Source organism: Psychrobacter sp. H25 (assembly GCF_059076335.1).
Genome location: NZ_JCACRV010000001.1, coordinates 708295 through 721115, shown reverse-complemented (window position 1 = coordinate 721115; position 12821 = coordinate 708295). Strand labels below are relative to the sequence as shown.

Annotated in this window: 12 protein-coding genes; 6 read left to right on the top strand and 6 right to left on the bottom strand. The window is 43.1% G+C overall.

Annotated features, from left to right (window positions below; translation table 11 throughout):
- Positions 1-65: 65 nt before the first annotated feature.
- A complete protein-coding gene (locus AC5JPO_RS02820; RefSeq protein WP_493851746.1) occupies positions 66-668 on the bottom strand; it encodes a hotdog domain-containing protein in 603 nt (200 codons plus the stop codon).
- 219 nt (positions 669-887) lie between these two features.
- Between AC5JPO_RS02820 and xthA the strand changes: the two genes are divergently transcribed.
- From xthA to AC5JPO_RS02805, 3 genes are all read left to right on the top strand, one after another.
- Complete coding sequence (gene xthA / locus AC5JPO_RS02815; protein WP_493851747.1) at positions 888-1712, top strand: exodeoxyribonuclease III; 825 nt, start codon at positions 888-890, stop codon at positions 1710-1712.
- 68 nt (positions 1713-1780) lie between these two features.
- Positions 1781-3004, top strand: coding sequence for a bifunctional glutamate N-acetyltransferase/amino-acid acetyltransferase ArgJ (argJ, locus tag AC5JPO_RS02810; RefSeq protein WP_493851748.1), 1224 nt, complete (start codon positions 1781-1783; stop codon positions 3002-3004).
- Between the two features lie 401 nt (positions 3005-3405).
- Entirely contained in the window at positions 3406-3804 is a 399-nt protein-coding gene (locus AC5JPO_RS02805) for a DUF4377 domain-containing protein (protein ID WP_319050382.1), read from the top strand.
- A 154-nt stretch (positions 3805-3958) separates the two neighbouring features.
- On the opposite strand, the gene AC5JPO_RS02800 is transcribed toward AC5JPO_RS02805, so the two are convergent.
- Positions 3959-5395, bottom strand: coding sequence for an L-serine ammonia-lyase (locus tag AC5JPO_RS02800; protein ID WP_493852707.1), 1437 nt, complete (start codon positions 5393-5395; stop codon positions 3959-3961).
- Between the two features lie 537 nt (positions 5396-5932).
- On the opposite strand from AC5JPO_RS02800, the gene AC5JPO_RS02795 reads away from it, so the two are divergent.
- Entirely contained in the window at positions 5933-7381 is a 1449-nt protein-coding gene (locus tag AC5JPO_RS02795; RefSeq protein ID WP_493851749.1) for a solute carrier family 23 protein, read from the top strand.
- Between the two features lie 131 nt (positions 7382-7512).
- Here the strand turns inward: AC5JPO_RS02795 and AC5JPO_RS02790 are convergent, their stop codons facing one another.
- Positions 7513-8445 (bottom strand): DMT family transporter, encoded by a 933-nt coding sequence (locus AC5JPO_RS02790; RefSeq protein WP_493851750.1) that lies wholly within the window; start codon positions 8443-8445, stop codon positions 7513-7515.
- A gap of 411 nt (positions 8446-8856) precedes the next feature.
- On the opposite strand from AC5JPO_RS02790, the gene AC5JPO_RS02785 reads away from it, so the two are divergent.
- Positions 8857-9888, top strand: coding sequence for a WG repeat-containing protein (locus AC5JPO_RS02785; RefSeq protein ID WP_493851751.1), 1032 nt, complete (start codon positions 8857-8859; stop codon positions 9886-9888).
- Positions 9889-10005: 117 nt separating this feature from the next.
- Here AC5JPO_RS02785 and AC5JPO_RS02780 read toward each other — a convergent pair whose 3' ends face one another.
- Both AC5JPO_RS02780 and AC5JPO_RS02775 read right to left on the bottom strand, forming a co-directional pair.
- Positions 10006-11055 carry an alpha/beta fold hydrolase gene (locus tag AC5JPO_RS02780; RefSeq protein ID WP_319050386.1) on the bottom strand — a complete coding sequence of 350 codons (1050 nt, stop codon included), beginning with the start codon at positions 11053-11055 and terminating at the stop codon, positions 10006-10008.
- A gap of 27 nt (positions 11056-11082) precedes the next feature.
- The gene (locus tag AC5JPO_RS02775) at positions 11083-11247 is read right to left on the bottom strand and encodes a rubredoxin (protein ID WP_057759803.1); all 165 of its coding nucleotides are present in this window, start codon (positions 11245-11247) and stop codon (positions 11083-11085) included.
- Positions 11248-11670: 423 nt separating this feature from the next.
- Between AC5JPO_RS02775 and AC5JPO_RS02770 the strand changes: the two genes are divergently transcribed.
- On the top strand, positions 11671-12186 hold the full coding sequence (locus tag AC5JPO_RS02770; RefSeq protein WP_493852708.1) for an adenine phosphoribosyltransferase: 516 nt from the start codon (positions 11671-11673) through the stop codon (positions 12184-12186).
- A 104-nt stretch (positions 12187-12290) separates the two neighbouring features.
- Here AC5JPO_RS02770 and AC5JPO_RS02765 read toward each other — a convergent pair whose 3' ends face one another.
- Positions 12291-12743 (bottom strand): surface-adhesin E family protein, encoded by a 453-nt coding sequence (locus tag AC5JPO_RS02765; RefSeq protein ID WP_493851752.1) that lies wholly within the window; start codon positions 12741-12743, stop codon positions 12291-12293.
- Between the last annotated feature and the right edge of the window lie 78 nt (positions 12744-12821).

Below are 12821 nucleotides of genomic sequence, written 5' to 3'. Positions count from 1 at the left end.
CTGCCACATACCCAAAGAGTGTCAAATGTAAGTAAGGGCTTACTAGTATCTATACTCATAAAGTACTATTGGTGTCCATTCATTTGCACGCTAATCGCTTGCCCAATACTATCGCGCAGTTGTTTTGGTACACGAATAGGGCGCATTGGTGTTGTATTCACTGTCGTGTCAGTTTTGTTATTGTCTGTTTGCTCATTGGCCATTGGCTCTGGTTTGACAAGATTCTGTACACAGGCGATGACGATCTTGGTGCTGCTTAATAGCTGACTACGGGTTGTTTTGGCAGTGTCATCATCAGATAGGGTTCGATGAATGCTTTGATAAAATATCATGCTGGCAGGTTTTAGCTCTACTTTATCGATACGGACACTGATGATTTCATCTAAGAGAATGGCTCTTTTGTATTGTAAATCTGCCTGACTCACGACAAAATGCTGTACATCACCATCATCAGTCTGCAAAAAATAACCATTAAGACCCAGCTTGGTAAACCAATCGCGGCGACAGTTTTCAAAAAATACTAGGTGGTTGGCGTGATAAACTATACCGCCAGCATCAGTGTGGTTGATGTAGACGTTATAGTCTTTAGCAAACAGTGGTTCGATATTGTTATTAGGGGCTGTGTTATTAAGGGCTGCATTTTTATTTTTTTGATCAGTCATTGTCATAATAGTGCTCAGTATTTTAATAAGTATTGTTTGATGAAGACGCTATATATGTTTGTGCCAATAAAAAAGCGTCTATTATATTATTATAATAAGAGCTACTCTAGCTTAAGATATAAGGCCATGCAACTGCTCGAACAGACGAGGTCTGTTATCATAGACATTTATAGCGCATTCGTTTTTATTAGCATCGTATTTTAACCAATCAGTATAGGACAATTTATGACCCGTTTTGTCAGTTTTAATATTAATGGTATCCGTGCTCGCCAGCATCAGCTTGAGGCGGTGCGCGAAGTAATCGATCCTGATGTCATGGGTCTACAAGAGACCAAAGTTCATGATGATCAGTTTCCACTTGATAATATAGAAGGCTTGGGCTATCACGTAGAGTATTTTGGGCAAAAAGGACATTATGGTGTGGCACTACTATCGAAAACTGCCCCTATATTTGTACAAAAAGGTTTTCCTGGTGAAGATGTAGAGGCGCAAAAGCGTTTTATCCATGCGCGCTATGAGATCGAAGGACGTGAGATAGATGTGCTCAATGGCTATTTTCCACAAGGAGAGAGTCAAGATCATCCGACCAAGTTTCCGATGAAGCGCGCTTATTATGCCAATTTGATGGCTTATATTGATACGCTAAAGGCAGAAGGTCGCTCACTCATTGTAATGGGTGATATGAACATTGCACCAGAAGACATTGATATTGGTATCGGTGAGGTTAATGCAAAGCGCTGGCTGAAAAATAGAAAGACCTCGTTTTTGCCAGAAGAGCGTGAGTGGTATTCAGCATTGATGTCACGTGAATTGACTGATACATACCGTTTGCATTATCCCGAGAGCACAGAGTTATATAGCTGGTTTGATTACCGCAGTCGCGGTTTTAATGATGAGCCTAAGCGCGGTTTACGTATTGATCATATTCTATGCACATCTGATCTTATTAGTGAGTGTATCGATGCTGGAATCAGCTATGAGCTACGCGCTATGGAAAAACCCTCTGACCACGCACCAATTTGGTCGGCATTTGATCTAAAAAAACCGTAATATGCCTATAGTGTTTATTACGTTACCCTTAAAAACAACGATAACAATTAAAAAGTAAGGATTTTATTATGGCTGTTGGAAACGTAGCAGTACCTGATACCATCTATCCGATTGACGGCATTAGACTCAGTGCGACCGCAGCAGGCGTGCGCTACAAAAACCGTGATGACTTGGTTGTCATAGAAATTGCGGAACAAGCGACCACGGCAGTTGTCACGACCAAAAATACATTTTGTGCCGCACCTGTACGCATATTACGTGAGCACTTTGCCAAGTCCACTCCTCGTTATTTAGTCACGAATACTGGTAATGCGAATGCAGGTACAGGCGCTGATGGCAAACGCCGCGCCGTTGACATCTGTACAGCCTTAGCTGATAAAGCAGGCGTAGATAATCATGCGATATTGCCGTTTTCTACTGGTGTGATTGGCGAGCCGTTAAATAGTGATGCAGTCATTGCGGGTTTAGATGATGCGTTGGCAACTTTAGCTGATGATAGCTGGCTGGCTGCCGCTAATGGTATTCGAACGACAGATACTATTCCTAAACTTACTAGCCAAAAGATTGATGTGTCAGGTACCAGTTATCATATCACTGGTATGTCAAAAGGCTCAGGCATGATACGCCCAAATATGGCAACCATGCTTGGCTACGTAGCAACGGACGCCAATATTGCCGCTGACTTATTGCAAGAGATGTTGAGCGCTATTAATGAGCAGTCTTTTAATCGCATTACCGTCGATGGTGATACCTCAACCAATGACTGCTGTGTATTGATTGCAACAGGGGCTGCCAGCTCAGATGTTATTGATAGTCCAGCACATCCACATTATCAGCCCATCTTTGACGCATTGACCCAAGTCTTTGTGCGTCTGGCACAGTTGATTGTACGTGATGGTGAGGGTGCGACTAAGTTCATGACGGTCAAGGTAACTGGCGGTCAGACCACGCAAGAGTGCTGCGATGTGGCTTACGCAGTGGCGCATTCACCGCTAGTAAAAACCGCCTTTTTTGCAAGTGATGCAAACTGGGGACGTATCCTAGCAGCAGTTGGTTATGCGGGTATCGACGACCTAGACACTGAGCAAGTTGATGTATATTTAGATGAGGTCATGATTTGCCAAAATGGTGGTGTTGCGCCGAGCTATACGGAAGAGGCGGGCAAAGCTGTCATGAGCCGCGCTGAGATTACTATTCATATTGATCTTGCTCGTGGTGAAGCTAGCGACACAGTCTATACCTGTGATTTGTCTTACGACTATGTCAAGATCAATGCTGATTATCGTAGCTAACAACTCTAACCCAAAATAATTCTCGAATACGTTAAAAAAAGGCCAAAGCAATACTTGCTTTGGCCTTTTTAGTTTCTAATCCTTTTTGCATTCTAATGTATGCCGAGTATCAAAACACTCTGTTATTTAATACGTACTATTAACATGAGTTGCAAAAGCTGACGTTAGTTTACAAAGCAGTCATAGAGAGTAGGTCGGTTTGCAGCATATACTTGCCTAAGTAAATAAATGGCACTGTTTATAAGATACTTATAATATCGATAATAAAAAGAGACTTTGTGAAAAAGTATACTTGGATTGTTATCGCTTAATTAGCAACATAGCTGTCATAGAAAAATAGTTTCAGTAATAAATCTAGACACACAATAAATAATTATTACCACTCACTTGAGGAACACACAATGAAAAAACTAGCACTCGCAGCATTGATGACAACTTTCGCCCTTTCTGGTTGCTCTACTATGAGCATGGATGACGAGCGCACGATGGTTGTTGAAGGGCAGCCTATGAATGTAAAAGTGGTTAATATCCCAAGTTTTGAAGTTGAGATCGCACCGCGCAAAGCAGTTTGTGATCTGACTGCAACAGATGGCAGTATGGTAGAGTCACAGTGCTTACAGTATCGTCAAACCTATCAGAAAAACTACACGACTCTAAATGGTAACATTCAAGGCTTTACTTATGAGCCAAACTATCGTTATGTTCTAGATGTACGCCAAGAAGCAGTCGTTGCTGAAGGATCGAACATGGTGCAGCCTGTTTGGATTCTAAATGAAGTGGTTTCAAAAACTGCTGAGTAATTCTAATACTTAACGTCATGATTTAGTTTTATGAACTTGATGTCATGATGCTATCCATAAAAAAGACCTCTAATTTTTTAGAGGTCTTTTTTTATTGTTAGTACGGTATCTTTTTTCAGTTATTATCTACTATTAGCACAACCAATAACTCAGATTAGCATTGACTGTAGTTAACACTAACACCGCGAGTGGCAGTAGGAATTCTGTTATCAGCGTAAACAGCAAGCCCACCACGTGCAGTCTCTTTATATTTATCAGACATATCTGCGCCTGTCTGCTTCATGGTTTCTATGGCCTTGTCCAAAGAGACAAAGTGCTGACCATTCCCTCTACAAGCTAGGCGTGCAGCATTAATCGCCTTGACCGCACCCATCGCATTACGCTCGATACAAGGTACTTGTACCAGACCACCAATAGGGTCACAGGTTAGGCCTAGGTTGTGTTCAATACCGATTTCGGCGGCGTTTAAGCATTTGGCTGGTGTGCCGTCCATGATCTCTGCTAATGCAGATCCTGCCATCGCACAAGCAGAGCCCACTTCACCTTGACAGCCGACCTCGGCACCAGATATAGATGCATTTTGTTTGATTAGACTACCGATAGCGGTGGCGTTCAGCAAGAACTTACGAACGCCGTCTTGGCTATAGTTGGGCAAAAAGTCACGGTAGTAGTGCAGTACGGCAGGAATAATACCTGCGGCGCCGTTGGTTGGTGCTGTCACGACCTTACCGCCATTGGCGTTTTCTTCATTGACGGCGAGTGCGTATAAGTCTACCCAATCCATAGCGGCGAGTTTATCCGTTTTGGTGATAGGCTGATCTTTTTCAGCGCACAGTTGTACGTGCAAATCTTGTGCACGGCGCTTAACATCTAAGCCACCTGGCAAGATACCACCATTTTCACAGCCTTGCTTTACACAGTCTTGCATGACCTCCCAAATACTATCTAAGTAAGCAAATATCTCTGTTTTATCATGGAAGTGGCACTCATTTGCCAGTACCAATTCGCTAATACTCAAGTCATGCTGACGACATTGCTCTAGAAGTTCTGCTGCGTTGTTGAACGGGTAAGGCACGCTATCGATGGTTGGGCTGGCGTGATCTTCGTCTGGGTCGGTAGCATCTTCTTCATTGATAACAAAGCCGCCCCCAATCGAATAGTAGGTCTGTTGATAGCGAGTGCCATCGTTTGATATGGCACGCAGTGTCAGTGCGTTAGGATGGTAGGGCAATACAGTGTCATCGTACCAATGAATATCCTGCTCTGTATCAAAGGCAATGGTGTGAGTACCTGATATGTTCAATATTTTGTCAGAAAAAATAGGGGACAAGTAACTGCTACTCATACGCGTATCAATAGTGCTTGGCGTATGACCTAGTAATCCTAGTAATATAGCCGTATCTGTGGCATGCCCTTTTCCTGTTGCCGCCAGCGAGCCATAAAGCTCGATTTCTATCTTAGCAACGGCAGTCAATGCTATCTGTTTGGTTAATGAGTCCAAAAACAGGTTGGCGGCTACCATTGGCCCGACAGTATGTGAGCTTGATGGACCAATTCCGATTTTAAATAAATCAAAAACACTAATCATAATAAGTTACCGAAAAATTTAAGAGCCTTAGCAATCCTCACGATTACATTGAGCACTTTTATTGAGAATATAACAGACGGTTATCGCCCGCAGCCACCATTAATAGGGGCATGCGAGACACTGTCTATAAAAGGTTTAACACGAAAGAGTACAAGTGATGACTGAATAATAACTTTTATTTATTTTGAAACTCCGCTATCATGCTCGGAGCCAACGACTATGTAACATCCTGTAAGTAAATATCGCTACTGAGTATGCTAGCGTGCAAAAGGGTAAGTATGTTTTTGACAACACTTTTCAACCTTATGCAGCTATCAAGACTTGGCTATCATACCAAATAATACTTTTGGTTTGTCATATTACAACATAAATGAATGAATTAAGATGACATATTATTGATAGGGGATGTTAGGTTTCTTCGATTTAAATCATCTGTAACTTACGCGGTTTTGTTGGTCAGTCTATCAACCTCATTCAGTTTTTATCTCATTAGTTATTTTAGCCTATTACTTTAGCTCAGCTCACATAGGACAAGCGCGCATGCCATCACAAAAAGATCCATCATCAGCTTCAGAGAACAGCGCTCAAGATCAGTCAGCTCACAATGCATTAGAGGCTGCAGGTATTGATTCAACAGCCATAAACTACCCACACAATCCAGATTTTGAAAATGGTCGCTGGTTTCCGACATGGCGAGCCTATAAAGGTAACTTAGACCGTGATCCAGTTGGTATTAATGAATATCTGCCACCATCAAAGAGTGTCTTGCTAGGGATACAGCATACGTTTGCAATGTTTGGTGCGACCGTACTTGCGCCATTATTGATGGGGTTTGATCCTAACCTGGCTATCTTGATGTCTGGTATCTGTACGGTGATGTTCTTTATGATCACTGGTGGACGTATGCCAAGTTACTTGGGATCGAGCTTTGCGTTTATTGGGCCCGTCATTGCGGTGACCGCTTATGCAGGGGCAGGGTTCAATGATAATTTGAATGTCGCGCTAGGCGGCATCATGGCTTGCGGTATTATTTATGCGCTAATTGGTTTGCTGGTGATGAAAACGGGTACAGGCTGGATTGAGCGTTTGATGCCGCCCATTGTGACTGGTGCCATCGTTATGATTATTGGTCTGAATTTGGCACCAGTGACCATTCAGGGTGTCTCTGCCAATCAGTTTGATGCTTGGATGGCCACGTTGACGGTATTACTCATTAGCAGTGTAGCGATATTTACGCGCGGCATGTTACGTCGTCTGTTATTACTGGTAGGTTTGGTGCTGTCCTATTTTGCTTATTTTGTCATGACCAATATCTTAGGGTTTGGTACGCCAATTGATTTTAGTACGGTCGCCGCTGCCTCATGGTTGGGGTTACCCAGTATTCATACCCCAAGTTTTGAGATGAGCGCTATTATTTTAATTGCTCCTGTTGCCTTTATTTTGGTAGCTGAAAATTTAGGGCATTTTAAGGCAGTAGAAGGCATGACTAAGGCTCGTGTCACCCCTTATATGGGTCGAGCGTTTTTGGCGGATGGTTTGGCCACGACTTTTTCGGCTGGATTTGGTGGTACAGGGGTAACCACTTATGCGGAAAATATTGGTGTGATGGCAGTTACCAAAGTATATAGCACAACAATATTTGTCGTTGCAGGTATCGTTGCAATTATATTGGGTCTATCACCAAAGTTTGGGGCGATTATCCAAACGATACCAGCTGCGTTATTGGGCGGTGCGTCTATTGTGGTATTTGGTCTTATCACGGTGGCGGGGATAAAAATATGGATAGACAGCAAGATCGACTTCAGTAAAAACAGCAACCTCATTATCGCGGCAGTGACCATAATCATGGGTACGGGAAACTTTAGCTTGCACTTAGGTGGTTTTGATCTGGGCGGTATTGGTACGGCTACTTTGGCTGCTATCGTATTAAATGCGTTATTTAACCAAAGCGCTGAGACCAAAGCAACTAAGCAATCATTGGCTAAATAATTAGACTATATAATAAGTAAATCTGAAATGCTTAAATAAAATATAATGTATTATGCCAATAAAAAGCGCCCATACTATTGATAGTGTGGGCGCTTTTTATTGGCTGACCGTATTCAGTCAAAAAAGCAGTTTTACTTATAGTCCCGCCTATAAAATTTTGAGAAAAACCCATAACGACGTAGTGCGCGAGGCTTGGGTTTTAGTGATCCTAAATAAATGGCAAACATAGTCAATAAGGCGCCGCCCCATTGTAAGCTATTGATAGGTTTGTCCAGCCAACTGTAATCAATCACGAGAGCAGCGATAGGTTCAGTCAATAGTAATAATCCAGTCAGTGCCAGAGACAGCTTCGGAATCGAGTAGGCAATCAGACCCCATGCCAAGCACTGCATCACTGTACCGTAGACAAGTACCCAGCCAATCTCAGACCATGTATTGGGCAATATATGACCAGTATCAAATACGAACATTGGTATGATCATCGCTAAAACACCGCCAATACTGATCAGCTGCATCAGCATAAAGATCGGTACAGGTTCGGTATCGTGTGTCTTACGAATAAAGGTCATTGATGCGGCCAGCATCGCGCCTGAAACAATACCAGTAACAAAGCCCCAAGTAGCAGCTGTATTATGCGCAAACTCAGGACTGCCAATCATGGCCACGCCCAACATCGCCAAAAACAAACTGATGATCTGTACGATAGATTGGCGTTCATTGAAATATAAGAACCCGATTGCAGCCAAGAAAAAGATCTGTAAGCTGTTGAGTAGGGTCGAGATACCAGGACCAACGGCATAGATACTCTCGTGCCAAAGCGCCAAATCTAATCCCAAAAAGGCACCTGATAACAAACCATAAAAAATAGCACGCCTTGATTGAGGTATTCGTTGTCCCATTACTTTAGCTAAGATGGCAAATACGACACCTGATATGGCCAGTCGCCAAAACGACATCGCCCAGCCACCGATATCGACATGAGCGACAATCAGACTGCCCAAACCAAAAATAATACAACCAATAACCAATCCAATAGGGGCGGCGCGTGAAGAAGCAATTGCCATAAATCGTCCTTATATTATTATTTTAGCCGGCACATATGTCGGTTGACCAAAGGCATATTGTCGTGGTTTTGGGCGAGAAATGAAATGGTAAAACCAAAATTTATTTTAGTTTTAGAAAGATTACTACGATAGGTAGTGAAAGTGCTTAAATAAAGGGCAGATACAAAGTCAGACATTCACGAGCATTAATTTCCAAAAGTTCAAGTTTTTAAGAACTTATAAACTATTTGAGAGTTTATGCGCTATGTGGCGGTGTTGATATTTATACAACAGCGCTTATATAATCGAGTCACATCCTTACAGGAATGGCGTTGGCGTGCACATGACTATTTGTTAGTCTAATGCCTTATGATGTGGCTAGCGCTCAATGTGCTATACCAAACACTCTATACTATTTGCCTAGGTTTGCTCATGCTCCGACATTTTTTGTCAAATATACCGTCAAATGTAACCTCTAAATCTTCCCTAAGAGTATCGCAGTTTAGCGTTGCTATTGGTGTTCTCTCTAGTGCTATACTTTTGATACCAAGCGCACAAGCAGCCAGCTGTAAGCTTCCCAAAAGCTACTACAAAAATGTCTCCTGTACAGCTAGTAGTCGTTACTTTTTAGCAGAGAAAGATTTTGGTGCGCCAGTGGCTTTGATTGATAGCAAGGGCAAAAGAGTTGTCGACTTATCACGTTATCAAAAAGTTGATGCCAATAAGATATCAGGCGGTCTACTACCTGTGCTACGCAACAGCCATGTCGGTTATCTCAATATGCAGGGCCGTGAGGTTATACCGGTAATGTACGATATGATCACAGGAAACCAAGGATGGGCGCGCCCAGTATCCGATGGGCGTATCGTGGTAAAAAAGGACGGCAACTATGGCGTTATTGACACGTCCAACAGTACCGTTGTCTCGTTTTCAGCGACAATCGATGAGATTGATGACTATCGTAATGGTGTGACGCGCGTCCGCAAAAACAGCACAACCAGCTGGTTGGACAAAAACGGCAATGCGACTAACGATCCAAACGCTCGGAGTAGCAGTCAGACAACTAAACAACCGACCACGTCTAGCAATACCAATGTATCATCATCACAATCGGAGCGACCCACACCTAGACCCTTTACGACGTTGCAACCCCGACAGCAAGATGGAAAGTGGGGTTTTGTAGATGATAGTGGCGTTACGATGATTACCTATTCATTCGATGAAGCCCGAGCATTTTCTGAGCAATTAGCTGGTGTACGTATTGGTGATGAGTGGGGGTTTGTTAATCTTGGCGGTGAGCTGGTCATTCCCTTTCGCTTTACGAGTGATGAGGTATTGGCTAATGATAGCTACAAAGGCAAGCCGTCATTTTTATTCACAGATGGCAAGGCATGGATTGGTAACCTGAAAAATGGCAATAAGATGTGCATTGATAAAGAAGGTACTGCCATCAGCTGTGAGTAGAGTAGCGCCGTGCCTATATAGATAGGCAAAGAAAGAGTGTACCCCCTATCAGCCATAGAATGGGGTACACTCTTTTTCACAACAGCTAGTCGTCAGCTCTTTATCATAGATAAATGATTATTTATCTGATAAATGATTGCTGATCAAATCGACCATATAAGGCTGATAGTACTCCGGAATATCATGCGCCATGCCTTCGATCAGATGAAACGTAGCATTAGGAATGGTTTTGGCGACTACTCGGCCTTGTGATGCAGGTAATAGCCCATCAGCACTACCGTGCAGTACGATAGTCGGTGCTTTGACTTGCTTACTGAAGCGACTGATAGAGCCTGATGCCAAGATCGCGTTGAGCTGCTGTACAGTACCAAGGGGATGAAAGTTGCGTTGATAGCGAATTTTAGCGATTTCGCGGACCATACGCACATTGACATGACCGGGCGTGCCAACTGTCTTCATAAACCAAACACTATGGCGTACGATATCACGCTCAGAGTGGCTCTCTGGGCGATTGATGAGCGTATATAGCTGCTTGGGCTTTGGCGGTTTTAAAAAAGCACGATTGGTTGTGGTGAACATCAGTGCCATACGCTGAACCAAACTTGGATAACGCGCGGCCACAATTTGTGCAATCATACCGCCCATAGAGGCCCCAAGCAGGTGCGTTCTACCGAGTTTTAGAACTTTAATCAGACGTGCGGTATCCTCTGCCATATCAGTCAGGTTATAGGCAACCTGAGTGCTCTTATTTGACAGCCCCGTTTGTAGGCGCATCATCATTTTGAGCTGGCTAATACGGGGCAGACCATCGATCTGAACTTTAGAGGACAGGCCAATATCACGATTATCAAAACGAATCACAAAAAAACCAGCATCAATAAAGCGTTTGATAAAATTATCTGGCCAAAATACCATCTGCGATCCCAACCCCATAATCATTAACAAAGGTGGGTTGTTGGGGTTGCCGCCAGCTTCGATACATAGCTCAATACCATCACCAATATCAATCATCGCTTGGTAGAGGTGTTTGCTAAGATCGGAGTCTCGCCATTGGTGATCCCCAAACTTTTGCCACTCAGGCGCTGGATAAAAATCTGGCGTATTGTCTAGATCTGTGTCTGAAGTTTCACGCAATTTGGCACTATTGATGTCATCTGATTTTGTCATGAAGTGTCCTAATTAGAGGGTCGTCTATTACAGCTCAAGCATCTCAAAATCAAGCTTGCCGACACCGCACTCAGGGCACGTCCAGTCATCAGGGATATCTTCCCATTTGGTACCAGGTGCAATACCTTCTTCAGGGCAGCCAAGCGCTTCATCATATATCCAGCCGCAGACAATACATTCATAACGTTTCATAAATAGTCCTATCGATCATTACTAGTGTTATAGTGCGTCATAAACACTCATGTGTAGCATCACAGCCATCATATTAGACTGCAAAAACGCACGTAGTTTAGCATATAACCGTTATTTTCATAGTTAAGTTTACACTTGTATATTGAGATGACTTGCCTTTTATCAAGGATAGCATATGCTCTATTTTGCTGTGATGTAATACAATCTAAGGCGCCAGTCCGCAATACGAAAGCCAGTTATGCTATAATAATCGCCGCTAAATTCACAGAGTCACCCGTTATTTAACGCTGATATACGATTAACCAATTAGTATAGAAGCCATACCCATTCATCATTCAAACCAGATAAACATATAAGTTAAGGGTTAACATGAGTATTAATGCCGCCGCCGCATCTGCCACTACTGAAAATGAGACGACTACCATGCTCAACACTGACCATCCGTTTTGGCAGATTATTCGCACAGTACCAGACTTTCCAAAACCTGGCATTGATTTTTATGATATTACCCCGTTACTGCGCAGTCATGTTGATGCTGTCATCGATGCACTACTTGATGCGTTACCAGAAGGTTTGATGGATGAAGTGGACTGTTTAGGCGCTGTTGAGGCACGCGGTTTTGTATTTGCCAGTATGTTGGCAGGCCATTTGGGTAAAGGTATGATCTTGCTCCGTAAACCAGGCAAGCTGCCACCACCTGTTGCCAATAAGGCATACGCGCTTGAGTACGGTAAAGATACGCTTGAGATGCAAAACAATCTGCCACCTGAGCGTGTACTATTGGTCGATGATATTTTGGCGACTGGTGGTACGCTGACGACAGCGTATGAGCTGTGTCAATCAGCGGAGCATACGGTAGTAGGTGCATTGGTATTATTAGATTTAGTAGATCTGCATGGCGCGTTTCCAGTCCCCGTCTATACGGTACTAAAAGCCTAAAACCAATACTAAAAGACCAAGATCAATCGCAAGTCATTGCTGTCAGCCACAAAAAAGCGCCCTGAAAATAATCAGGGCGCTTTTTTTATGATTGGTCTAATGTATTATGCTTCATCTTGTTCGTAGCTTTTGCAAGCGCGTTCAACCAGTGTGCGTCCGACTGTCTTTGGTGTCGTGACTTTAAAGTCTTTGGTGGTCAGTATGGGTTTTTCTGATTGCCATGACTTGATGACCTTGTTGTCAGCACCATAATTGACATAAGCCCTTTTGTAGTAACTGGCGTCTTTACAAGAAATCAGGAGCTGCTGGTCACTATGATGAATGGTTTTTTCTTTCACTGTATCTTTTTCTTTTTGCTTAGGATAGGTTCTTAGCATAGAGACAGTGATATTTTCGACCTCTTTTTCATCAATGATCTTGATGTCAGAGCTCTCAATAGAGTCCAAATCTAAACTAAAAACCGATCCAGAGCCGCTCTTGGACACTTCTACCCAATTGGCTGCATGGGCGCTGAACGCTAAAGCACAGCCTGCCAATAACATTGATAGCCGTTTCATACTTAAGCCTTGCTTCTTGTTATCTGAAGTCGCTCATGATAGCCAACTTACTGTGGGCAGGCAAATATCTTTTGTGTG

Bases quoted from the DNA above. Each gene is read 5' to 3' on its own strand.
- AC5JPO_RS02820 (WP_493851746.1), bottom strand. From the start codon at position 668: ATGACAATGACTGATCAAAAAAATAAAAATGCAGCCCTTAATAACACA.
- xthA (WP_493851747.1), top strand. From the start codon at position 888: ATGACCCGTTTTGTCAGTTTTAATATTAATGGTATCCGTGCTCGCCAG.
- argJ (WP_493851748.1), top strand. From the start codon at position 1,781: ATGGCTGTTGGAAACGTAGCAGTACCTGATACCATCTATCCGATTGAC.
- AC5JPO_RS02805 (WP_319050382.1), top strand. From the start codon at position 3,406: ATGAAAAAACTAGCACTCGCAGCATTGATGACAACTTTCGCCCTTTCT.
- AC5JPO_RS02795 (WP_493851749.1), top strand. From the start codon at position 5,933: ATGCCATCACAAAAAGATCCATCATCAGCTTCAGAGAACAGCGCTCAA.
- AC5JPO_RS02790 (WP_493851750.1), bottom strand. From the start codon at position 8,445: ATGGCAATTGCTTCTTCACGCGCCGCCCCTATTGGATTGGTTATTGGT.
- AC5JPO_RS02785 (WP_493851751.1), top strand. From the start codon at position 8,857: ATGCTCCGACATTTTTTGTCAAATATACCGTCAAATGTAACCTCTAAA.
- AC5JPO_RS02780 (WP_319050386.1), bottom strand. From the start codon at position 11,055: ATGACAAAATCAGATGACATCAATAGTGCCAAATTGCGTGAAACTTCA.
- AC5JPO_RS02775 (WP_057759803.1), bottom strand. From the start codon at position 11,247: ATGAAACGTTATGAATGTATTGTCTGCGGCTGGATATATGATGAAGCG.
- AC5JPO_RS02770 (WP_493852708.1), top strand. From the start codon at position 11,671: ATGCTCAACACTGACCATCCGTTTTGGCAGATTATTCGCACAGTACCA.
- AC5JPO_RS02765 (WP_493851752.1), bottom strand. From the start codon at position 12,743: ATGAAACGGCTATCAATGTTATTGGCAGGCTGTGCTTTAGCGTTCAGC.